Raw genomic sequence first — 24,085 nt, 5'->3', positions numbered from 1 at the left:
TGTCAGAGGAACTTGGGCTTGAGCGTAAGGTAGCGGTTTCGTAGCCTCCGCGGATGCGTAACCCATTCAAATATTTTCAAGACGTCGCCCGAGATCATCCGCCTGGCCGTGATGCTGTATGTCCGTTTTCCGCTGTCGCTCCGGAACGTCGAGGATCTGCTCCACGAACGCGGCATCGATATCACTCATGAAACAGTGAGATTTTGGTGGAACAGCTTCGGTCCACTCTTCGCGACGTCGATCCGAAGACGCCGCGTCCAGAGCACAAACTACTCGAACTGGACCTGACATCTCGATGAAGTTTTCGTCCGAATAAACGGCGAACTCCTCTATCTCTGGCGGGCCGTTGATCATGAGGGTGAAGTGCTTGAGGCGTTTGTCACCAAACGCCGTGATCGCAAGGCAGTGCTGAAGTTTCTGCGCAAGGCGATGAAGCGATATGGGGCGCCGGAGCGGGTCGTGACCGATAAGCTTCCGTCCTACAGAGCGGCGCTTCGTGAACTCGGAATTGCCAGCCGGCAGGAAACCGGGAGGTGGCTCAACAACAGGGCCGAAAACTCACACCAGCCATTGCGGCGACGAGAGAAAATCATGAACCGGTTCAGGTCGACGCGGAGTCTTCGAAAGTTCGCCGCCGTCCAGTCGTCGATTCACAACCACTTCAACCTTGAACGTAATTTCTAACGCTGCGAAGAATTCAAGGTAAACCGCTCCGCCGCTCTGGCCGAATGGCGTCAGCTTGCGGCCTGAGTTGGGCTCAAACTTCGACTTTCGAGACCGATCCGGTTTCGTCTGACAGCACCATCCTGACTATTGACCCTCGCAAGCTTGCACTAACAGATGGCTTGGGCGGCTTTCCTCACGACCTTAGTTGCCGCTTCAACCTCCCCGGTCGCCTCGTCAATAGCCTGCATACTGCGCGTTACATCCGCCATGCCGGATGCGACCTGCTGCATGCTCGCAGAAATATCCGACGTCACGCTGTTTTGTTCCTCAACAGCCGCCACGACCGCAGACGAGATCTCGTCCACTTCACCGATGGTCAGGCGGATCGACTGGATCGCAGTCACCGATTTGGCAGTTACGTCTTGCACTTGGGTGATCTGCGCACCGATCTCATCGGTGGCCCTTGCGGCTTGGTTGGCCAAGCCCTTCACTTCGCTAGCGACAACGGCGAAACCCTTCCCTGCATCACCGGCCCTGGCCGCCTCAATTGTGGCGTTGAGGGCAAGCAGATTGGTCTGCTCGGCGATTGCATTAATCATTTCAACGATCTCACCGATCCGGTTTGCCGAGTCGGATAGCCCGGAGACGAACTCATTGGTGACATCCGCTTCTTCGACGGCATTGCGCGTAACTTCCATCGCCCGAGAAACTTGCTGGGAAATTTCACGTGACGACGCAGCAAGCTCCTCAGCTCCAGAAGCGACGGACTGGACGCCTTGTGAAGCTTGCTCAGAAGACGTCGCGACTTCAGCCGATTGTCGCGAAACCTCCGACGCGGATGTTGAGATCTTTTCGAGGTCTCGCGTTATCCCGTTTTGCGCATCCGCTCGCTCTGCCCTTTCCTGGACTTGAGCGGTGATATCGGTCGCGAACTTAACGACTTTAATTGGTTGACCGTCAGGGTCGAACACGGGGTTGTAGCTGGCCAGGATCCAAACCTCTTTGCCATGGTTACCTATGCGACGGAACTCTCCGGTTTTGAACTGGCCCGAATTGAGTTCCGACCAGAACGTCTGATACGCGTCGCTTTCCGCCTCAACGGGATCCATGAACATCCGATGGTGTTTGCCGACAACCTGATCGAGATCGTATCCAACGGCTGCCAGGAAGTTCTCATTGGCATGTTGGATGATGCCATCCATATCAAACTCGATGACGGCCTGCACTCGATCGACGGCTTCGAGCTTGCCCGCAATTTCAGCCTGCCGCTGTTTTTCGCCTGTTATGTCGGTCGCCACCTTAATGACGCCGATCGGAGAGCCTCGGTCATCAAAAATCGGATTATAGCTCGCTTGAATCCAAACGGGACGCCCCCCCTTCGCGAGTCGTTTGTATTCAGCCGCCGAAAATTCGCCGCGCCCGAGTTGTGCCCAGAACTCGCGATACTCATCGGTCTCAGCATACTCAGCGTCGACGAACATCCGATGGTACTGCCCTCGAATTTCATCGAGCGAATACCCCATCGCATTGCAAAAATTCTCATTGGCCAAAAGTATCTTGCCTGACGTATCGAACTCGATGATCGCCTGCGACCTGCTTATCGCGTCGAATTTGGATTTGATGTTAGTGGTTCTAGATTGAGTAAGCATCGTATCCTCAACTGCCCAGTTGCGTTACGACACTGAGTAAATCGAAATCGTTAGTAGATGGCTAACCATCCACAATCGATGCGATGCCGTTTTCATACGTGCAGCTCGATTTGCGCCGATCTCCGCTCGCGCATCCAGTCGCCCTCCATAATCGTCAACACCAAAATCACCTTCCGTGCTGAGGCAGTGTCAGAGGAACTTCGGCTTGAGAGTGGAGCGCCAGTTTCCTAGCGTCGCGCGATGCGTAATCCGTTCAAATATTTCAAAACCTCACCCCAAATTATCCGCCTCGCGGTGATGGTGTACATCCGCTTCCCGCTCTCGCTGCGGAACGTCGAAAAGACGTTGTCAGAAGAACTTGGCCTTGAGCGCAAGGTAGCCGTTTCGTAGCCTCCGCGTATGCGTGACCCGTTCAAATATTTCAAAACATCGCCCGAGATCATTCGCCTTGCGGTGATGATGTATATCCGCTTCCCGCTCTCGCTGCGGAACGTGGAGTATCTGCTTCACAAGCGCGGTATCGACATCACGCATGAAACGGTGAGGTTTTGGTGGAACCGCTTCGGTCCACTCTTCGCGAAGGAGATCCGAAAACGGCGCGTGCAGAGCACGAACTATTCGAATTGGGCGTGGCATCTGGATGAGGTTTTCGTAAAGATAAACGGAGAGCTACATTACCTCTTGCGCGCTGTTGATCATGAGGGTGAAGTGCTCGAGGCGTATGTCACCAAGCGCCGTGATCGCAAGGCTGCATTGAAGTTTCTGCGCAAGGCGATGAGACGTTACGGCCGACCCAAGGCGATCGTCACCGACAAACTTCCATCCTACAAATCGGCGATGCGAGAATTAGGAAATGCGGGCCGCCAGGAGACGGGGAGGTGGCTCAACAACAGGGCCGAAAACTCACACCAGCCATTGCGGCGACGAGAGAAAATCATGACCCGGTTCAGGTCGATGCGAAGTCTTCAAAAGTTCGCCGCCGTCCAGTCCTCCATCCACAACCACTTCAATCTCGAACGCCATTTCTACCGGCGAGAAGAATTCAAGGAAAGCCGTACTCAAACCCTGCTCGAATGGTGTCAACTCGCGGCCTGAGTTAGGCTCGGTCCCGGTCTTTCGAGTCCGCTTCGCTTTCGTCTGACAGCACCAGCTCAGGAATGCGGGATTTCGCGACTGCCATAAACTTTCCTCACGTCCGGTTGGAATTCGGATAGAATTGACATTCTCTAGCGATTGAGTGATCAATTGACAACGTTATCAGGAATGAGGTCAGGCAGACTGGTTCAGCCGCGACAGCCGACCCGGGGTAGAAAATGCAGTTATCGACGTTCGACCTTGTGATCGTGTTCGGCTATGCGCTGGCACTGATTGCTATCGCGACTCTGGTCAGCCGCGAGAAGGCGGGGCATCAAAAGGACTCCTCCGACTTCTTCCTGGCCGGCAAGGCCTTGCCGTGGTGGGCGGTCGGTGCCTCGCTGATTGCAGCGAACATCTCGGCCGAACAGATCATCGGCATGTCCGGCTCGGGTTATGTCGTGGGTTTGGCAATTGCCACCTATGAATGGCTCGCCGCCGTGACGCTGATCGTCGTTGGCAAATTCTTCCTGCCAGTCTTCCTGAAGAACGAGATTTACACGATGCCGCAATTCCTGGAGCGTCGTTATGACGGCCGGGTCAAGACGGTGATGTCGATCTTCTGGCTGGCGCTCTACACATTTGTGAATCTCACCGCGATCCTGTGGCTGGGTGCAACAGCGATCAATGCCCTGACGGGTTTCGACATCACTTTCGCGCTGATCGTTCTGGCGGCATTTGCCGTGGCTTATTCCATCTATGGCGGGCTGAAAGCGGTGGCCCTGACGGACATCATCCAGGTGGCCATGCTGGTCGGCGGCGGTTGTCTGATCACATGGATTGCCCTCAACGAGGTCAGCGATGGCGCGGGTGTCATTGCCGGTATGGGCGTTCTGATCGACGAGGCGCCGGGCAAGTTCGACATGATCCTGGACAGCGATCATCCGGAATACATGAACCTGCCGGGCATCGGTGTGCTGATGATCGGCATGTGGGTGATGCATTTCTCATACTGGGGCTTCAACCAGTACATCATCCAGCGGGCGCTGGGCGCCAAATCCGTTGATGAGGCCCAGCGCGGCATCGTGTTTGCCGCTTTCCTGAAACTCTTCATGCCGCTGATCATCGTGGTTCCGGGCATCGCAGCCTTTGTGCTGGCCCAGGACGCGTCCAGCGGCATCGAGGTTGGTCGGCCGGATGCGGCCTATCCCGCCCTGATGGCCCTGACACCGGTGGGTATAAGAGGTCTGATTTTTGCGGCTCTGATTGCTGCCATCGTCTCCTCCCTGGGTTCGATGATGAACTCCATCTCCACCATCTTTACGCTCGACATCTATAAGCCGATGCGAGAAGTGGCGAGCGAGGGGCATCTGGTGACGGTCGGGCGTCTGGTCTCCATCTGTGCGGTGATCATTGCCGTCGCGGTGGCTCAGCCGCTGCTGGGCAATTTCCCGCAGGCATTCCAGTTCATCCAGGAGTTCACCGGCTTCTTCACGCCGGGCATTGTGGCGCTGTTCGTGCTCGGTGTTTTCTGGAAATCGGCTACCGCCAACGGCGCGCTGGCAGCAGCGGTTGGCTCCTTTGGTCTGTCGGTGCTCGGCAAACTCTACATGGACTGGATGCCGTTCCTTGACCGTGTCGGCTGGATCTTCCTGGCGTGCCTGGGGATCATGTTCGCCATGGCCGTGATCGAGCGCAAGGACCAGGGCGAGAAGGCCGTCTCCATTGACGGTGTCTCGTTCTCGACCTCCAGCCTCTACAATCTCGGAGCGCTGATCGTCGTCATCACGCTCGGACTTCTCTACTGGGCATTCTGGTAGGATAGATGGCTCGCCTGATCGTCATCATGGGTGTCTCGGGCAGCGGGAAGTCGACACTTGCCGCTGCGCTGGCCGAACAAACCGGCTGGTGCTGCCTGGAGGCGGATGATTTTCATCCGTCAGAGAACATCCGCAAGATGGCTGCGGGCGAGCCGCTGACCAATGACGACCGCCGCAGCTGGATCCGCTCCATGAGGGCGGCGATAGACGCGTTGAGCGATCACACCGTGATTGCGACCTGTTCGGCGCTGAACCATACCGTACGCGGCTGGCTGACCGAGGGGCTGGATCGTGAGGTGTCTTGGTGCTGGCTGAAGCTGGATGAGGACACGGCTTGTGAACGTGTCCGCTTCCGGTCGGGGCACTACATGCCCGCCGCACTCGTGCGCAGCCAGTTCGAGGCGCTCGAACCGCCGGCCGAGGCGTGGCAGCTCGATGCCACAAGACCGCTCGCCCATAATCTCGAAGAACTGAACCACCGCCTTTCAGCGCCCGTCGCTGTTTGAGCCGGGGTGCCGATAAGAACAAAGGAAACACCATGTCCAAAATTGACTACGTTGTCAGAATGCGTACCTGTGCCGTCACCCTGTCTCTGCCGCTGATTGTCCTGGCGGCCTGTCAGGAGGATAGCGGTCCACAGAATATGGTTGCCCAGGCCGGTGTAACGCGGGCGCAGACGCAGTTTTCCCAGCGGGTCGAAGGTCTGCTTGCGCAGATGACGCTGGAAGAGAAGCTCGGCCAGCTCCACCAGGCCGCGGGTGGTCGCAGCCGCAATCTCAACTCCCGCCTGACACCTGAAGAGCTGGACCGTGTCCGCGCCGGCGCGGTCGGGTCCTATCTGCATGTCGCGGGTGCAGAGCCGCTGGCAGAGTTGCAGCGTGTCGCGGTTGAGGAAAGTCGTCTGGGCATTCCACTCCTGTTTGCGATGGATGTCGTGCACGGCTATCGCACCATCTTCCCCGTGCCGATCGCCATGGCCTCGACCTGGGATGAGGCCGATTGGCGAAATGCCACACGTATTTCTGCCGAGGAAGCATCCGCCTCAGGTCTGCACTGGACGTTTGCCCCGATGATCGACATCGCGCGTGATCCGCGCTGGGGGCGCATCGTGGAGGGGGCAGGCGCGGATCCCTATCTCGGGTCGCGAATGGCGGAAGCGCAGGTTCAGGGCTTCCAGGGTGAAAGCCTCGCGGCTGGAGACACACTCCTGGCGACGGCCAAGCATTTTGGCGCCTACGGCGTGCCAATAGGGGGCCGCGATTATGGAACCGCGGACATTGGCGAGCGCAGTCTCTACGAGACCTATCTGCCGCCCTTCTACGCGGCGACACAGGAGGGCGCGGGCTCCATGATGACCGCGTTCAACGATATTGACGGCGTGCCCTCGACCTCGAATGAGGCGCTGATCGACGGGACGCTTCGCGCGCGCTGGGGTTTTTGATGGTCTGATCGTCAGTGACTGGAACGCGATTGCCGAACTGATGAATCACGGCGTGGCGGAATCGCGCGCTGCCGCCGGGGCCCTGGCCCTCCAAGCGGGCGTCGACATGGACATGACGAGCGGCATATTTGTAGAGGAATTGCGCGATGCCATTGCGGCGAACCCGGCGCTGGAAGCCGATCTGGACCTGGCCGTTGGGCGCATCCTGACCGCGAAGGAGCGTCTGGGCCTGTTTGACGAACCGATGGTCTATCACCAGGTCGAGCGCGAGGAATCTGAGCTTCTCGCTATCGATCATCGGGAAGCGGCGCGAGCCATCGCAGCGCGCAGCGTGGTCCTGCTGAAGAATGAGAACCAAGCCTTGCCGCTGGACGCCGGCGCGGGCCGGGTGGCAGTCATCGGCGCACTGGCGACGGATGCCTCGACCCAGCTGGGGTCCTGGCGAGCGCAGGGGCGATCGGAGGACGTTATCAGCCTGCTTGATGGTTTGCGCGATGGCGCGCCGGAAGGTGTGGAGATCGTCCATGCAGCAGGCGCGGATCCGCGCAGCGACGACCTTTCCGGACTGGATGAAGCTGTTGCACTGGCCCGGTCTGCGGATCGTGTGCTGCTGGTTGTCGGCGAGCACTTCGACCTGTCGGGTGAAGCGCGCAGCCGTTCGGATCTCTTCCTCCCAGACAGTCAACGCGCCCTGGTGTCGGCCATTCTCGACACTGGACAGCCTGTGACGGTCGTGCTGGTGACCGGCCGCCCGCTGGCGATCCCCGACATAGCTGAGCGAGCGGATGCGGTGCTGAATACCTGGATGCTGGGTGTGGGGGCAGGTCCGGCCCTGGCCGATATCGTCTTTGGAGAAACCTCTCCGGCAGGCCGTCTTCCGGTCAGCTTCCCGCGGGCGACGGGCGCCGCGCCTTTCACCTATTCGGAATATCCGGGCGGCCGCCCGGCAGATCCGGATCTGTCGCGTGACACCAACCGCTATATGGACCAGCCGATCACGCCGCTCTACGCCTTCGGGCACGGGCTCTCCTATTCAACGTTTGAATACGGTGAACTCGACGCCGCTGTTGTCGATGACGAGATCCGCCTCTCGGTAGAGATTTCCAACACCGGTGATCGCCAGGCGGATGAAGTCGTCCAGCTCTATATGCGTGACCCCGTCGCTTCGGTTGCCCGTCCGCGCATCGAGCTGCGCGGTTTCGAGCGTGTCTCCCTGGCTCCGGGAGAAAGTGTGACGGTCCGGTTCACGCTGGCCCCGGCACAGGCGGCAGTTTTCCAGGCGCCAGGCGTCTGGAGGGTCGAGCCGGGCCAGCTGGTCTTCCACGTTGGCGCCAGTTCTCTCGATCTCAAGTCCTCTGCGGACGTGCAGATTGAAACCGGGTTCGACACGGATCAGCCTGCTGCCGCGATCGCGACCCGGGTGGAGACTGAGTGATGCCGACACGACGGGAAACTCTTGCAGGTCTTGGCGGGCTTGCAGCGATGGGGCTGGATGGATGTGCGTCGCGTTCGCTTCCCATCTCGGTCGAGCTTCATGATGCCAGTGCGCAGCCATTGTTCCGGGCCGCGTGGGGGCTGGAGCAGCTAGCCGACGGTTTTACCTGGAGTGAGGGGCCAAGCTGGGACCGCGTACGGCAGTGCCTCTATTTCACCGATGTTCCGGGCAACCGGGCCTATCGCTGGTCGGATTCGGCTGGGTTGGAGACATTCCTTGATCCTTCCGGCGTCGATGCCTCGAGAGCGGTCGGCATGCGCGAACCGGGCGCCAATGGACTCTGGTACGGCGAGGATGGCTGGCTCTATCTCTGCAATCATGGTGAGCGCGCGGTTCAGCGCATGCAGCTCGACACACAGGCGCGGGAGACGCTGGTTCAGAACTTTGAAGGCCAGCGTTTCAACAGTCCCAATGATCTTGTGCGGGCCGATGATGGCTCGATCTATTTCACCGATCCGCCCTATGGCCTTGAGGGGCTGGATGCCTCGCCGCTCAAGGAAATGTCTGCTAATGGCGTCTATCGACTGGCGCCGGACGGTCAGTGCGAACGCCTGTTTGATCACCTCACCTTCCCCAACGGGATAGCGTTGTCCCCGGGCGAGGACTGGCTCTATGTGGCGCAGTCTGACCCTCAGGCTCCGCACATCTATCGGGCGCCGCTGCGAGAAGGTCGTCCTGCGGGTGCACTCGAACTCTGGTTCGATGCGTCGTATTTCCTGGCCGCGGGCGATCCGGGATTGCCGGACGGGATGTGTGTCAACGAGGACGGGCTGGTGTTTGCGACCGGGCCGGGTGGGGTGTTGGTACTCTCACCGCGCGGTGACCTGCTTGCGCGGATCCTGACGGGTAGAGCAACGGCGAACTGCGCCTTTGGCGGTGTGAATGGCGACTGGCTCTACATCACGGCGCATGACCATTTGCTGCGAATGCGGACAAACACCCGGGGTCTGCAATGGCGGAGCTAGGGCTGGAGAACTGGCAGGATTATCGCCCGCTGCTCGCTACTCTCGCGGCGATCCCGCTGCTGTTGTGGCTGGTTCTGAAATGGAAAATCCCGGCGTTCACGGCCTTGATCGGCGTTAGCCTGATTGCGGCGCTCGCAGCGGGCATGAGCTCTGAAGCGGCTTATGCAACCATTACGGCTGGCATGGGTGGGACCCTGGGTTTTATCGCCGTAATCGTCGGCCTAGGCAGCCTGTTTGGGGCGTTGTTGGAGGCTGGAGGCGGCCTGCCCAGGCTGGCGCGCCTGCTGCTGGGAGAGCGGCGCGGCTTTGGTGGTCAGCTGATGACCGGTATGATCGGCCTCGTGGTGGCGATCCCTGTGTTTTTCGATGTTGCCCTGATTGTTTTGGCGCCGGTTGTGGTCGCCCTCGCCAGACGAGCCGGTCGGCCTGTCCTGGCATTCGGTCTGCCGCTGCTTGCAGGCTTGGCCATTGCCCACGCCTTTATTCCTCCGACACCCGGTCCGGTTGCTGTTGCCGATATTCTCGGCGCGGACCTGGCCTGGGTGATCCAGGCCGGACTGGCGGCTGGCATCCCCGCTCTGCTGGTCGCCGGTCCGGTGTTTGCCAACGCGCTGGAGCGTTTCGGCCAGATGCCGGAGGCCAGGCTGGGTCATGACGGGGTGTCTGATGAAATCGAGAATGCCGTCAGCGGGCGGATTGTGCTTCTTCTTATCCTTCTGCCGCTGGTCCTGATCCTGACACAGGCCGTCCTTGCCCTGACAGGGGTTGGCGGTGCCGCTTCTGATGTTTTTGCTCTTGTCGGGCATCCCTTTGCTGCCCTGCTGATTGGCTGTGCGATCGCCGGGCTTGTCGTTGCGAACAAGCCCCAACCCATTCGTGATAGGGTCAGCCGCGGCATTGCGGAAGCTTTTGCTCCGGCTGGCGCGGTGATCCTGGTCACCGGCGCGGGCGGGGCATTCAAACAGGTTCTGGTCGATACCGGAGCCGGGGCCCAGCTGGCAGGTCTTGTTCTGGCTTTTGGTATGACACCGATCCTGCTCGGTTATGCTCTGGCCCTGATTGTACGCGTGGCCCAGGGCAGCGCGACAGTTGCGATGATCACAGCGGCCGGCATGACCGCTCCCCTGCTAATTGGTCAGGATCTGGGTGGGTTTGACGTAGCGTTGATCGTGATCGCGATTGCAGCGGGCGCCTCGGCCCTGTCGCATGTCAATGACAGCGGCTTCTGGCTCGTCAGCCGGATATTCGGCTTGAGCGAGGCGGCGACGCTGAAAACGTGGACAGTCTCGTCCACGCTGCTCAGCATCACCGGTCTTTTCGCTTGTCTGGCATTGAGCCTGCTGGCCTGAGCTAGCGGGCATCCCCGCAGGTCTGGGTGGCGTCGGTGTCGGAAGCGAGGCCGATATCGCCCAGACCGATCTCACCGCTCTCTTCCTCGGAACGCAGGATGAAGACGGCTTGCGTGTTTGTCAGGTCCACACCGGCTTCGGTGAAACAGCTCAGGCTGACCCGGTATTCCTGCCAGGGCCCCTGGGTGATGCGGACAGGAACAAAATGCTCGCACGTTTCCGTGCTGGAGCATGAGGCGCCGATCTCCACCCAGGTGTCGCGGCTGTTATAGCCGCGGGCCCGGAAGGAGATTTCCATCGCGCCATTGGCTTCACGTGAGAGATCTTGGGGTTCAGCCGTGCCAAGGCGAACGCCCACTCCGGCCTGGTGCCAGATGAAATGCAGGGAGTCTTCCTGCGCCGTGCGGTCGGTTCGGCCCAAGGTCAGGGCTTCAGTTTCCAGCCGCTCTTCCGGAGCGTCGCTCCAGCTGTTACCCGACCCGACCTGGACGCTCCACGGCGCGACAGCCTGCCCAAGGCGATAGAAGGCTCCGCTCGGAGCAAGGTCCTCAGCCGACAGGCCGGAAGCTTCGGGCAGATCTGCCAGTTCCTGCGTATCTCCAAAGCTCAGTCCATAGCCATAGGCAAACAGGGGCGCGTAGTCCGCGTCACCACGATTGACCGGGCCGCCGACAGCGCTGGCTGGCCAGGAGAAGGACAGGCGCCCGGTGAAGTCAAAGTCCGGCTGCGTGCGGAAGAGCATGTCGGCAATGCCGCCGCCTTCCGTGCCTGGCAGCCAGGCCGCTACGAAGGCATCCGAGTTGTTGATTTCCGGATTGGTCCACAGTGGACGACCGGACAAGAAGACGCTGACGACGGGCATGCCCGCGGCGGAGTAGGCTTCGAGCTGCTCTGTATCGAAACCGTTGGGCACGAAGTCGAGATGTTCCCGATCACCCTGGAATTCTGCATAGGGGTTCTCGCCATAGACCGCGATGACAGCGTCGGCGTCATGGTCGTCATCACCTTCCGGATCAAAGATCACGCGCCCCCCGGCGGCTTCAACGACTTCGCGTATGCCGTCGAGAATGGTCTGACCGGCCGGGAATTCCTCATTGGGATAATCCCCGCCCTGCCAGGACAGGGTCCATCCGCCCGAGGCCTTGCCGATATGGTCAGCACCATCGCCCACGACAAGCACGGTCATGCCAGGGTCGAGAGGGAGGAGACTGTCCTTGTTCTTCAGCAATACCAGGGATTCACGGACTGCCTGACGTGCGATAGCGCGATGTTCATCGGCTGCCAGAACGCTGTCATCATTGGCCAGTGGACGCTGGCTCGGCGCGACTTGTTCAAACAAGCCCGACTGAATTTTCACACGCAGGATACGGCGGACAGCATCATCCAGCCGCTCCATTGAAATGCGGCCTGCCCGGACATGTTCGAGTGTGGAATGATAGAGCTCGCGCCAGCTATCCGGAGCCATGTACATGTCGACGCCGGCGTTGAAGCTTTCCGGGCAATCCGTTGCCGAACAGCCGGCCACCAGGCCGTGGCCATTCCAGTCACCGACGACAAAGCCGTTAAAGCCCATGCGGTCTTTAAGAATATCGTTCAGCAGGCTCTGATTGCCGTGCATGCGCACGCCATTCCAACCGGAGAAGGAGGCCATGACTGTCTGAACGCCCGCGGGGATCGCCGTGTAGTAACCCTGGGCATGAATGTCGCGAAGTTCCGCTTCGCTGATCTGGGCGTCGCCCTGGTCGCGACCGTCTGCCGTGCCGCCATCGGCGAGGAAATGCTTGGCGCTAGAGATGACCCGGCCCGGAGCCATGAACTCGTCTGTGCCCGGCCGACCCTGCAAGCCCCAGACGATGCGCTCGCCATAGGCATGCACGATTTCCGGATCCTCTGAGAAACCCTCATAGGTGCGGCCCCAGCGATCATCTCGCGGAACGGCCAGCGTGGGGGCAAAGGTCCAGTCATGACCGGAGACCGACAGTTCGCGTGCGGTAATCCGGTAGATCTCCTCGATCAGGTCCGGATTGTTCGCGGCACCCAGGCCGATATTGTGCGGGAAGACGACAGCGCCGCGCAGATTGGCGTGGCCGTGGACGGCATCGATGCCCCAGATGATCGGAATCGCGATCTCGACGCCGGTCGGGTCAAGCGAGGCGTTGAAGTATTCGTCCGCCGCTTCCAGCCAGGTGTCAGCATCGGCATAGGGGCGCGGACCAGGGGCCGAGTTTCCCCCGCTGAGCACCGAGCCGAGCCGGTATTCGCGGACTTCTTCAGCCGTCACGGAACCACTGTCCGCCTGGATGGTCTGCCCCACTTTCTGTTCAACCGTCATCATCGCCAGGATCTCGTCGATCCGGGCTTCGACCTGCGGGTCCAGCGGAAGCGGTGTGATTGCGGGCCAGTTGGCCGCGTCGGCAGTGGCCGCTTCCGGCAAGTCGACGAAGACAGGCTCCGCCATTGCCGTATCCGCGCTTTCCAGCTCGGCGTCAGAAGCGAGCTGGCAGCCGGCGAGCCCCAGGGCCGCCGAAAGGGCGATCATGGAGACAGCGGTACTGGACGGACGATGTAGCGGCATTGTTGGCTCCCCTGTTTGAGGCTAGATGATCGTATTTAGACAACGTTGTCAATATCGGGTGTGAAGAGGCACACAATCCGGTTTTTCGCCTAGTTGTTATTGGCTTGTGTGGCTTCCAGATAGACGGAGATGGCGAACAGCGGCGCATTCCAGTTGATGGCCACCTCGTTCAGCGCATAGGCGTCAACATGGTCGGCCCAGCAGGTCTGGGGGGCACATTCACCTTCCATTTCGCGCGCGATAGGATCGATCATGATGCGATGATTGGGCCCGCCGGAAAGCGCTCCGGGCGGGGCCTCGGGAAACTCCGGATCGGCGCCATTGGCCCAGAAGCGGTGGTGCGGAAACCGCATCGGGCGCGCGCCATAGCCGGCGATGTAGCTCTGGTCGAGCGGATTGCGCCCGAGGAGGTAGTCCATCGCGTGCACGACGCCATCCCGGAAGCCCTGTTCCGGATCGACGTCATGCGCTGCCGCCATGACAAGGGCGCGATTGAGCAAGTTGGCGCTGGACCCCCAGGTGATCTCGCTCGGGGTCAGCGGGTAGTGATAGCCGCCAGAGGTCATTTCCTGCTGGTACTGATTGGCGCTGGCCCGAACGATGGTCTTCGCCTGTTCGCGCAGACTCGGATGATCTTGGCTGAGCAACAGGGAGAGTTCCGGCAGCATTTCGGTGTTTGCCCAGAAGATGGGCCGACGTCCGCTCAGTTGTTCTCGATAGGTCAGCGCTGATTGCCGGTACGCCGCCTCTCCTGTGGTCAGGCAGAGCTCGATGGCGGCCCAGTAGAATTCGTCGATAACATCGAGGTCGCCATAAGCGCCGCCGCCATCGAACGTATTGCGAGCAAGCAGGTCGGGGTAACGCTCTGCTGCGGCAAAGGCCCTTCGCGCGGCGCTCAGGCATTGATCTGCGAAGACAGGGTCGAGTTCGCGCCAGACCCGTCCGCATTGCGCTGCCGACGCGGCCAGATTCAGCGTGGCTGCAGTCGTTGGCGGGATCAGATATCGGGTTTCAGCGGCATCCTCCGGCAGCAGAGGCAAGGGCAACCAGCTGCGCTCATGAAGCTTGTGGTGGACGAGGCCGGAGCCATCTACCAGGATCGGGCGGGATTGTTCCGCTTCGTCCTCGCGCGCGTCCACCCAGACCGAGGCGCCTTCCGGCACCTGCATGGCCAGCATGAATTCCAGCTGCCAGCGCGCTTCGAGCAGGATTTCGCTGACCCCGTCTTCACTTTCGGGCAAGGTCACACGCTCACCGTTCCAGCCGAACTCCGCCAGCTCGCCGAGAGCTTGGAAACGTTCATAGACGTATTGGAGCGTCCAGACCGAGATCCCGCCATTGACCACGTACTGGCCGTAGTCGCCCGCATCCGCCCAGCCACCGGTGGTGTCGAGATGATAATCGCATCCCGGCCACTCTGTTCCGGTCATGTCGGTGCCGGTGAAACAGGTGACCTGGCTCCCGAAAAACCCACCCGCACGGGCCCAGGCCTCGCCGCCCGTGAAGGCGGGGTCGAGATGCGTGCCGAGACGGTTGAGATAGAAGTATCTGAGACTGTCTTCCGCCAGCTCTGCATAGGGCAGGGCGCCGATGGAGAAGGCACGCGAGCGTGCCCCGCAGGCTTCAATCGTGAAGCCTGTTCCGGGCGTTGAAAGTGCCGCGAAATCGATGTGGTGGACGGTCTCCCCGGCGCTTTCATCATAGCCGAACGGCTCGGATGTGCCGCTGGCGACAGGCGTCCCGTCCGCGTCCAGCACGCGCCAGTTCACAGGTGTCTCGGTGTCGGCACGCAGGATGGCCAGCTTGGGACCGGTCGTTTCGAACCCGGTCTAGTTCATGACAATCGGGGCGAAATCCTCGGCAAGCGCACATTCGGGCGCGGGCTGCAGGGCAGCGAGCAGGCTGGCGGCAAGAACAAGCATTTGAGAACTCCTACACGGTCTCCGACAGCATATCCGGTTCGGCGGCGCAGTGTTCCGCGATGAAGTCCGCGTGGCTGGGCATATGATCCGCGGATGCCCGGATCACTGACAGGATCTGTTCCAGCCGGGCATTAACCTCGCGATCGCCCAGGCTTGAGACCAAGGGGTGATGGCCCCGGGGTTCTACGCCCTGACCGTCCATGACGGCGAGCCAGCTGGTTTCGTTGAACAGCTCGTCCTTCTCGCGATAGACGCGACCATTGGTGCGATAGAGCTCGAGTTTGCGAGCGAGGTGGTCGGTCATCGGCAGGTTTCGGCAGCGCCGCCAGAACTCGCTATCATCGCGCTCGGTCTGGCGATAATGCAGGACCAGAAAATCACGCACATACTCGTATTCCTGCAGCGTTAGACGGTTGTACTCATCGATGTCGGCCGGGTTGAAACTGCGATCCGGGAAGAGCGTCATCAAGCGCGCTATCCCACTCTGGATCAGGTGGATGCTGGTGGATTCCAAGGGTTCCATGAATCCCGCAGCGAGGCCAATCGCCAGCACATTCCGGTTCCAGAACTTGCGACGATGTCCGGTCACAAAGCGCAGCTGGATCGGGTCTCGCAGGGGGCGGCCCTCCAGATTGTCCAGCAGAATACGGGCAGCCTCGTCATCACTCATATGATCAGAGCAATAGACATGGCCATTGCCGGTTCGGTGTTGCAGCGGGATGTGCCATTGCCAGCCCGCCGGGCGGGCGGTCGAGCGGGTGAACGGGTCTGGCTCACGTACACGTTCCGACGGAACCGCCAGCGCCCGGTTACAGGGCAGCCAGGCACTCCAGTCCTCGTATCCGGTTTCCAGTGCCTGTTCGATCAAGAGCCCGCGAAACCCTGAGCAATCGACGAAAAAATCGGCCGAGAATTCGCGACCATCCTCCAGTTTCACTGAGGTCAGGTGGCCGCTTTCCTCGTCGAGGCGTGTGTGTTCAATCCGGCTCTCGATGCGCTCGACCCCTTGAGCCTCCGCGTACTGGCGCAGATAGTTCGCATACAGGCCCGCATCGAACTGGAAGGCATAGGCGATATGGCCGAGCGGGGAGTTCTTGGCATTGGGCACTGGTCGCAGGAAGCGTCCCTCGCGGGCGGCGAGCACCTGGAGGCAGAATTCCGGCAGCTCAACCTCATATCCGCGCTGGCGGGCATTGAGCCAGAAGTGATGAAACATCACCCCGTCCATGTCGCTGCCATAGGAGCCGAAAGGGTGCAGATAGGAATGGCCTTCGCGCCGCCATCCCTCGAATTCGATGCCCAGTTTGAAAGTCGCCTGGGTTGCCTTGATGAACTCGTTTTCGTCGATGCCCAGCATGCGGTTGAACAGAAGGATCTGGGGGATCGTCGCTTCGCCGACGCCGACTGTGCCGATCTGCTCGGACTCGATCAGCTGGATCCGAAGGTCGTGGTCCGCGAAAATCTTGGACAGGGCCGCGGCTGTCATCCAGCCGGCAGTGCCACCTCCCACAATCAAGACCGAACGGATGGGGTCGACGCTCATGCGAGCTCTCCTTGTGTCTCGGCCTTGCCAAGCACGTGCTTGATGAAGGCGTCATGCGGCGGCATCTTGCTTGCGGCCATGGCGTAGGTCTCCCGCATGTCGCGCAGTGTCCGGGCCAGCTCGTCGCTCGCCAGACTGTCAGCGACCGGCGAATAGGCTTTTGGCAGAATGCCTTGCCCGACCATCACCGCGAGCCAGCTGGTCAGGGTAAAGAGGTCTCCCTTGTGGGCAAAGAAACGGCCATTTTCTCGGAAAAGCTCCAGGGTCTGGCTCAGGCTGTCCGGGATCTGCATGGTGCGAACATGGTCCCAGAAAGCGGAGTCGTTCCGGCGGGTTGCATTGTAGTGCAGGATCAGGAAGTCACGGATGTAATCAAATGAATCGGCCATGATCGCGTTGTAGCGCGCGGTCTCACGCGCGCTGATGCCATGGCGCGGAAACAGCGCCAGCAGTTTGCTCACGCCTTCCTGGATCAGATGGATGGAGGTTGATTCAAGCGGTTCCAGGAAGCCCGAGGAGAGACCGATGGCCACGCAATTCTTCTCCCAGAAACGGTCGCGGCGGCCAGGCGTGAAACGCAGATGGTTGGGTTCGGCCAAGGGGGTGCCTTCAATGTTGCGGGTCAACACGTCCAGGGCGCGTTCGTCATCCGTGTGGGCGGAGGAGTAGACGTAACCATTGCCGACACGGTGTTGCAGCGGAATACGCCATTGCCAGCCGGCTTCGCGCGCGGTAGCGCGGGTATAGGGTGGTGTCGTCTCATCTCGCTCGGAAGGTAGAGCAATGGCCCGGTCGCAGGGCAGCCATTCACGCCAGTCCTGATAGGCAACGCCCAGTTCCTGCCCAATCAACAGCCCCCGGAAACCTGTGCAGTCGACAAACAGATCGGCTTCAAGGCGGGGTCCATCATCAATGCCCAGGGCCCGGATTGCACCGCGCTCGCCATCGCGCTCGACGGTGGCGATGCGGCCTTCATGCCGAACAACGCCTCTTGCTTCAGCGTACTGGCGCAGGAACCGCGCATAGAGGCCGGCGTCGAAATGATAGGCGTGACGCATCTGGGAAACGGGTGATTGCGGATCGTTGACCGGCAGCATGAACTTGCCTGCACGCGCGGCCATGCAACACATGGAATAGGCCTCAAGCGCGTGGTCTTCGCCGAGCAGACGGGCGCGGTTCCAGAAATGGTGGAAATCCTCGCCCTGCATCGGAAATCCGTAATCCCCGAACGGGTGGAGATAGCGCTCGCCGATCGCACCCCAGTCAACAAATTCGATGCCGAGTTTGTAGCTGCCCCTGGTTGCGGCAATGAAGTCGGGCTCGGTAATCCCGAGCATTCGATTGAAATCGGCGATGCCGGGAATGCTCGCTTCGCCGACACCGACCGTACCGATTGCGTCAGATTCGATCAGCTCAACACGCACGCCGGCAGGCAGGATGAATTTGGACAGCGCCGCGGCTGTCATCCACCCGGCGGTTCCGCCACCCGCGATGACGACACTGAATATGCGATTGCTGGTCATGCGGTCTCCCGGGATTGGCCGAGCGCCTTGTCGATCGCCTGGAGGTAGACCGACAGCGGCGGGAATTCCCCGCTGACCACGTTGATGCGCTGAAGCAATTGGCCGAGTTCCTGTTTCAGACGAGCATCATCCAGCCGCATCGACAATGGATCAAAATGTTCCGGCACATGGTCCAGCGCCAGGGCGTGCACGACCCAGTCACTGGCCGTGACCAGGTCCGTGTCCAGCGGACGCACATAGCCGCGGTGTTTGAACATCCTGAGTCGTTCTGAAGTGCGTGCATCGTCGCCACCAAGATACAATGTGGTTAGCGCGCGCAGCTCGTTCATTTCCTCAGTCCAGATGCGATTGTATTGCGACGTCTCGGCGGGATGACAATCCCGATCCGGCAGCAGTTCGACCAACAGGTCCAGCTCGTGCAGGACGCGCTCTGTCGCGAGACCGGGCAAGCTCGGGCCGCTGTAGGCGGCTTGTCCGATGGAGACCTGATTGCCTCGCCAGGGCTGTTTGATCAGTTGGTCTTCATCACCACCCGCCAGGGGATATTCGAGGGGCTCATTGCGCAGCGGAATCGTAATCGTCCAGCCGGTCGTGGAAGCGCGCCAGGTCGAAAATGGCTGTTCACCGCTTTGGGCTGAGATCTGGAGCTCGTTCGATCGTTCGCGTGCATCAATGACAAGGTCTGCTTCGACGGCGTTTGCGGCCGCTGCAAGTGGTTGGACGCTGGTCCCTTCAACGAGGCGCTCAAACAGCGCTTCTGGATGCACGTGCAGGCCGGACTCGTGCTGAAGGGGCCCGATGAGATTGCGTTGGTCTGGTGGCGCGAAACGGTTTTCCTGCATCGCCCGATAGGCCGGAGAAAAGGCGGCGTAGGGCAAGCGAAGTCCGCCCTGGCGCGCACGCAGCCAGTGATGGTGAAAACCGATCCCGGCCCAGTCGATGCCACGTGATCCAAAAGGGTTACAGCTGGTTTGCTGGTCGGTCACGATCATCTGGCCCAGCGAGGGCAGGCTGCCCGGAAGGGCGAGCAGGTCGCGCAGGCCCAGTCCTGCTGTCTCCAGGCGCTGAAGCGCTGACGGGGTTAGAACTGTATGTACCGGTGAGAGTGCTGGCGTCTCTGTTTCAGCGAACCGCGCTATGGAGAGGCCGGTGCGCTGTTTGAGCACAAACGCCGACAGCGCTGCTTCAATGCCCGAGCCGAGAATGGCTATTGTTTCGATCGGTCGGCTCACTGGGCCGCCCTCCCGGCTTGAACCAGCGCAGCCAGCTTGTTGTCGTGATGGGGCATCCGCGAGACGGCGGAACCGATTTCGCTGTCCAGTGCCGCAATCCGAGCAGCCAATTCTGCGTCATCCAGCTGGCTTGCGGAGCCATCCGGCTGTGCGGGTATCAGTCCCTGTCCTAGGTAGACGGCAAGCCAGCTGGGTTCGAGAAACAGACCTTGCTGGTAACGCGCCACGCGTCCGCGAGCGCTGAAGAGATCGATCTTCTCCTGTAGCGTTGTAGGAATCTCCATAGTTCGTACATGGTTCCAAAACGCGGAATCATGCCGGCGGGTGACGTGATAATGCAGGATCAGGAAGTCGCGGACGCGTTCGAACTCGCGGGCCATGATAGCATTGTACTCATCGCGTTCACGCGACATGTCGGAACTCACGGGCAAGAGTTCGATGAAATTGGTGATCGCCAGTTGGGTCAGGTGGATGCTGGTGGATTCCAGCGGCTCCAGGAAACCACTGGCCAGTCCGACGGACACGCAATTCCTCGACCAGAACTGTTTGCGGCGTCCGGTCCTAAAGCGCAGCACGCGTGGTTCGGCTTTCAGCTCACCCTCGATGTTCGCGCGCAGAATTGCCTCGGCTTTGTCGTCATCAATAAAGCTGCTGGAATAGACATGGCCGTTGCCCATGCGGTGCTGGAGCGGAATGCGCCACTGCCACCCGGCTTCGTGCGCGGTCGCTCGGGTGTAGGGCAGGATGGGCGATGTTGCAGCGGATGGAACTGCGACAGCCCGGTCACAGGGAAGCCAGTGCGACCAGTCCTCGTAACCGGCCTTGAGTGTCTGATCGATGAGAACGCCGCGAAACCCTGTGCAATCGATAAAGTAGTCGCCTGTGAGCAGGGCTCCATTGTCAAGCTCTATCGAGACGATGTCGCCGTTTTCACTGGCTTGATTGACAGCGTTGACAATACCTTCGGTGCGCCGAACTCCACGACCCTCTGCGATCTTGCGCAGGAAAGGCGCGTACCGGGTTGCGTCAAACTGGTAGGCATATCCATAAGTTGATGTAATTGCGCGGTAATCGGATTCTGGAAAGTCGAATTTGCCAGCTTCGCACATGCGTACGGGTAAAGAATACTTGCCGATATCACCAGCGCTCGCGTCGGGATTGAGTTTGCGCCAGACCTGGTGGAATTTGGCCCCCTGGATCGTGCGGCCGAAATCCCCGAACGGGTGGATGTAACGCTCGCCGACATCGCCCCAGTTCACGAATTCTATGCCCAGTTTCAACGTCGCCGAGGTGGCTTTGAGGAATTCGGTTTCGTCGACGCCGATGGTTTCATTGAAGTGACGCAGATGCGGCAGCGTAGCCTCACCCACACCGATAATGCCGATCTGTTCGGACTCGACGAGATCGATGGAAAACTCCTGTCTGGGCAGCATGGAAGACAGGGCAGCAGCAGCCATCCACCCTGCGGTTCCGCCGCCGACAATGACGATGCGCTTTTTCGCCCTCATCACCGAATTTTCTCCCCTGCGTCGTGCGGCAAATCATGCATTGTTTGCCGGTTCCGGACACTGATCTTTCAGATTCTTCGATTTGTTATTCTTGACAGATCGAAGTGTTTAGTTGAAGGTGACAGCAATTGACAACGCTGTCAATAAAAGGCGGCGCGCTTCAATGAGGGGAGAATTTTGATGAAATTCAACGGTGTATCCGGAAAATCCAAACCGGATTTCAGGACGAAAGCGTGGGCAGGTGCCTCCGTCCTGGCCCTGGCAATCGCGATGGGCGCGCCCGCTGCGATGGCACAGGATGCAGATGAAGACACACAAGCAAGCGACTCTGACGTCATCACGGTCCGCGGCATCCGTTCGAGCCTGCGCTCGGCACAGGAAATCCGTCGCAATTCCGATGTCCTGGTGGATGCAGTAACGGCGGAAGATATCGGCGCTCTGCCGGACCGTTCCGTATCCGAAGCGCTGCAGCGTGTCCCGGGTATCAATATTACGCGTTTCGATGGCGAGAACGACCCAGACCACTTCTCCGTTGAAGGATCCGGCGCGATCATTCGTGGCCTGAACTTCGCCCGCAGTGAACTGAATGGCCGTGACGTGTTTTCCGCGGATAATGGCCAGCAGATCGGCTTCAACGATGTGTCCCCGGAAATGCTTGGCTCGGTGGAGGTCTTCAAGAACCAGTCCGCCGACATGATCGAAGGTGGACTGGCCGGCACCGTCAATCTGAATACGCGCCTGCCGTTCGACGAGAATGGTCGTCTTCTCGCCTTCACGCTTGAAGGCAATTACACCGACTTTGCCGACGAGCTGACGCCGACCGCGTCCGCGATCTATGCGGATAGCTGGGAGATGTCAGACGGGTCCGAATTCGGCTTCCTGATTGGCGCGTCCTATTCCAACCTTCAGTCCCGCGCGGACGGCACCCTGGTTGCCGAATGGCTGGACCGTGATCCAGGCGACGGGCAGGATCTGTATGTTCCTTCGGGCGCGGGTATCCGGACACAGCTTTTTGATCGCGATCGCGACACCATCTCCGCAGCTGCCCAGTGGCGCAGTGCCAGTGGCGAGCTGGAAGCAACGGCCCAGTTCTTCCGTGCGTCCTATGAGAACGCGTGGAGCGAGCGTGCGGTCGAGCCAAGCATTGATAGCGGTCCGACGATCATTCCGGCAGCGGGTACGAGCTTCGAGTTTGGAGATGATGGCCTGTTTGAAAGCGGCGTGATTTCCGAGAGCGTGGGTTGGCGTTCCAACGACCCGACCCACCCGCTAAACGGTGTGCGCCAGCTGGCGCTGACCCGCGGCAAGGTTGACGAGTCCGTCACGACGGACTGGGGTTTCAACCTCTCCTGGGCACCGACAGATCGTTTCCGCACCAGCTTCGATCTCCAGTTTGTTGAGTCCGAAGTAGATATTGCGGATGTGACTGTTCACGCGGCATTCTTCTCCGATATCGAACTGGACATGGGTGGTGAGGTGCCGAGCGTCGTCTATCGCGCACCAAGTGATGGTTCCAACCCGTATTTCAGCGACCTCGGAAACTATTACATTCGCTCGGCTATGGACCATCTTTCCGACAATGAGGGGGAGGCGGTCTCTTTCCGCGGTGACGCCGAATACGATTTTGAAGGTGATAGTTGGCTGCAGTCCGTGCGCTTCGGTGCCCGTCGCTCCGAGCGCGACCAGATTGTTCGCAGCTCCACCTATAACTGGGGTAATATCTCAGCGACTTGGAATGCACCGTTTGCACTCGATAATCCGGCTATCCCGGCGGGCACTTTCGAGCTGTATGATTTTAATGACTACCAGCGTGGCATGGCGACCGGCCTTGAGGGGGGTGTTCCGTTCTACACCGGTCCGCTCGGCGACAATTATGACGTCGCCGTCGCCGATCTGATGTCCCTTCGCAACGCTGCTGGCAATGGCGGCTGGGTGCCGCTCGCACAGCGCGGCGGTGTTGTTGCCGGAACCTCGTTCCTGCCGTCGGAAATCACCGATGTCAGCCAGGACACGACCGCATTTTACGGTCGCCTGGACTTCTCCAACGAGGCTTTCACCTCGGGCATGACTATCAGCGGTAATGTGGGTCTGCGTTATGTGGAGACTGAAACGACCGCCGTTGGCGCGCTCTCATTCCCGGATGCCTCGCTCTATTTCGGTGCCCAAACGCCGGATGATTTCTGTGCTGCTATCGTCGGTACGCCTCCGGGACTCTGTTTGGAAACCTCGGCGGTTCGCAATGCCTTTGCGACTTGGGCAGATGGCACAAATACAGAGCTTTCCGACAGCAATACCTATGACAACTGGTTGCCCAGCCTGAATGTTCTCTTCGGTGTTTCCGAGGAATTCCAGATCCGCTTTGGTGCATCGCGTGCCATGCGCCGTCCGGACTTCGGTCTGATGAAGAGCAATCTGGTGATTGCACGCGGCGATGATGATCCGGTCACCGGAGCCTGGCTTGGCCCGCAGGTCTCGACGGGTAATGTTCAGCTCGATCCGATCATCGCTGATCAGTATGACCTTGCCTTCGAGTGGTACTTCGCGGATGTCGGCTCGTTGACCTTCTCGCTCTTCCACAAGAGCCTGGACAATTTCATTGTTCCAGCGGTGATCCAGCGAGATATCGAAAACAACGGTCAGACTTTCACGGTTGATGTGGATGGTGTTGGCAATGCCTCCGACAGCGGCGAGATCCAGGGCTTCGAGGTGGCTTACCAGCAAACCTTTGACGAGCTGCCCGGTATCTGGTCCGGTTTGGGGGTCCAGGCGAACTACACCTACATCGACGCCCAGGGCATTCCGAATATCGGTCCGAAGAATGACGAGCCGAACGGTCGTGGTGGCGCTCCGAACTTTGACGTCTCGGCGCTGGGCCTGCCGCTTATGTCCGAACACACGTTCAACATGGTTGGCTTCATGGAAACCGATCAGTGGAGCGCGCGTCTCGCCTACAATTGGCGTTCCGACTATACGCTGACGGTTCGTGACGTGATCTATCCATTTACCCCGATCGTCCATGAGTCGACCGGCCAGCTGGATGGGGCCTTCTTCTACAACCTGACCGACGGCATTACCGTCGGTGTCCAGGGTGTAAATCTGCTGGATGAGGTCTCCGAGACCAGCTCGGTGATCAACGATCAGCTGATCACGGCCCCGCGGAGCTTCTTCCGCAATGACAGGCGCTTCGCTTTCATAATTCGCGGTCGCTTCTAGACGCTTGCACCCTCTCTCTAGGGTAACTGGCGGCGGGTTAAAGCAACCCGCCGCCCTTTCTTTTCCTGCCCGACAACGGTGGACAATGCCCGGGCGATCCACGCAACATG

16 protein-coding genes and 1 pseudogene are annotated in these 24,085 nt (G+C 60.0%); 10 read left to right on the top strand and 7 right to left on the bottom strand.

Annotation, left to right across the window (positions count from 1 at the left end; translation table 11 throughout):
* Positions 1–53: 53 nt before the first annotated feature.
* A pseudogene (locus tag SIC17_RS06815) lies at positions 54–750 on the top strand (IS6 family transposase).
* A gap of 83 nt (positions 751–833) precedes the next feature.
* Here SIC17_RS06815 and SIC17_RS06810 read toward each other — a convergent pair.
* Complete coding sequence (locus SIC17_RS06810) at positions 834–2,315, bottom strand: methyl-accepting chemotaxis protein (protein WP_291896713.1); 1,482 nt, start codon at positions 2,313–2,315, stop codon at positions 834–836.
* A 240-nt stretch (positions 2,316–2,555) separates the two neighbouring features.
* Between SIC17_RS06810 and SIC17_RS06805 the strand changes: the two genes are divergently transcribed.
* From SIC17_RS06805 to SIC17_RS06770, 8 genes are all read left to right on the top strand, one after another.
* Positions 2,556–2,705, top strand: a complete 150-nt coding sequence (locus SIC17_RS06805; protein WP_412546780.1) for a hypothetical protein — start codon at positions 2,556–2,558, stop codon at positions 2,703–2,705.
* A 9-nt stretch (positions 2,706–2,714) separates the two neighbouring features.
* Positions 2,715–3,410: an IS6 family transposase gene (locus tag SIC17_RS06800; protein WP_412546779.1), complete on the top strand. Its 696-nt coding sequence runs from the start codon at positions 2,715–2,717 to the stop codon at positions 3,408–3,410.
* A 218-nt stretch (positions 3,411–3,628) separates the two neighbouring features.
* Positions 3,629–5,209, top strand: a complete 1,581-nt coding sequence (locus SIC17_RS06795; protein ID WP_291891078.1) for a sodium/sugar symporter — start codon at positions 3,629–3,631, stop codon at positions 5,207–5,209.
* A 5-nt stretch (positions 5,210–5,214) separates the two neighbouring features.
* On the top strand, positions 5,215–5,715 hold the full coding sequence (locus tag SIC17_RS06790; RefSeq protein ID WP_291891079.1) for a gluconokinase: 501 nt from the start codon (positions 5,215–5,217) through the stop codon (positions 5,713–5,715).
* A gap of 59 nt (positions 5,716–5,774) precedes the next feature.
* The gene (locus tag SIC17_RS06785) at positions 5,775–6,650 is read left to right on the top strand and encodes a glycoside hydrolase family 3 protein (protein ID WP_412546778.1); all 876 of its coding nucleotides are present in this window, start codon (positions 5,775–5,777) and stop codon (positions 6,648–6,650) included.
* Between the two features lie 40 nt (positions 6,651–6,690).
* Positions 6,691–8,085 (top strand): glycoside hydrolase family 3 C-terminal domain-containing protein, encoded by a 1,395-nt coding sequence (locus SIC17_RS06780; protein ID WP_412546777.1) that lies wholly within the window; start codon positions 6,691–6,693, stop codon positions 8,083–8,085.
* The gene (locus tag SIC17_RS06775; protein ID WP_412546776.1) at positions 8,085–9,110 is read left to right on the top strand and encodes an SMP-30/gluconolactonase/LRE family protein; all 1,026 of its coding nucleotides are present in this window, start codon (positions 8,085–8,087) and stop codon (positions 9,108–9,110) included. Before SIC17_RS06780 ends, SIC17_RS06775 begins: the two co-directional genes overlap by 1 nt.
* A complete protein-coding gene (locus SIC17_RS06770) occupies positions 9,098–10,459 on the top strand; it encodes a gluconate:H+ symporter (RefSeq protein WP_412546775.1) in 1,362 nt (453 codons plus the stop codon). The genes SIC17_RS06775 and SIC17_RS06770 overlap by 13 nt, the downstream gene beginning before the upstream one ends.
* Before the next feature lies 1 nt (position 10,460).
* Here the strand turns inward: SIC17_RS06770 and SIC17_RS06765 are convergent, their stop codons facing one another.
* From SIC17_RS06765 to SIC17_RS06740, 6 genes are all read right to left on the bottom strand, one after another.
* Entirely contained in the window at positions 10,461–13,034 is a 2,574-nt protein-coding gene (locus SIC17_RS06765) for a glycoside hydrolase family 3 N-terminal domain-containing protein (protein WP_412546774.1), read from the bottom strand.
* A gap of 89 nt (positions 13,035–13,123) precedes the next feature.
* Positions 13,124–14,803 carry a glycoside hydrolase family 9 protein gene (locus tag SIC17_RS06760; RefSeq protein ID WP_412546773.1) on the bottom strand — a complete coding sequence of 560 codons (1,680 nt, stop codon included), beginning with the start codon at positions 14,801–14,803 and terminating at the stop codon, positions 13,124–13,126.
* Between the two features lie 163 nt (positions 14,804–14,966).
* Positions 14,967–16,499 carry a tryptophan halogenase family protein gene (locus tag SIC17_RS06755; RefSeq protein ID WP_412546772.1) on the bottom strand — a complete coding sequence of 511 codons (1,533 nt, stop codon included), beginning with the start codon at positions 16,497–16,499 and terminating at the stop codon, positions 14,967–14,969.
* Positions 16,496–18,022 (bottom strand): tryptophan halogenase family protein, encoded by a 1,527-nt coding sequence (locus SIC17_RS06750; RefSeq protein ID WP_412546771.1) that lies wholly within the window; start codon positions 18,020–18,022, stop codon positions 16,496–16,498. The genes SIC17_RS06755 and SIC17_RS06750 overlap by 4 nt, the downstream gene beginning before the upstream one ends.
* A complete protein-coding gene (locus SIC17_RS06745; RefSeq protein ID WP_412546770.1) occupies positions 18,019–19,254 on the bottom strand; it encodes a tryptophan 7-halogenase in 1,236 nt (411 codons plus the stop codon). The genes SIC17_RS06750 and SIC17_RS06745 overlap by 4 nt, the downstream gene beginning before the upstream one ends.
* Entirely contained in the window at positions 19,251–20,762 is a 1,512-nt protein-coding gene (locus tag SIC17_RS06740; protein ID WP_412546769.1) for a tryptophan halogenase family protein, read from the bottom strand. The genes SIC17_RS06745 and SIC17_RS06740 overlap by 4 nt, the downstream gene beginning before the upstream one ends.
* Before the next feature lie 180 nt (positions 20,763–20,942).
* On the opposite strand from SIC17_RS06740, the gene SIC17_RS06735 reads away from it, so the two are divergent.
* Positions 20,943–23,975 carry a TonB-dependent receptor gene (locus SIC17_RS06735; RefSeq protein WP_412546768.1) on the top strand — a complete coding sequence of 1,011 codons (3,033 nt, stop codon included), beginning with the start codon at positions 20,943–20,945 and terminating at the stop codon, positions 23,973–23,975.
* The last annotated feature ends 110 nt before the right edge of the window (positions 23,976–24,085 follow it).

The organism is Maricaulis sp. MIT060901 (assembly GCF_047123815.1).
In the GTDB taxonomy this organism is placed as follows: Bacteria; Pseudomonadota; Alphaproteobacteria; order Caulobacterales; family Maricaulaceae; genus Maricaulis.
This window is presented reverse-complemented; position numbering and strand designations above follow the sequence as displayed.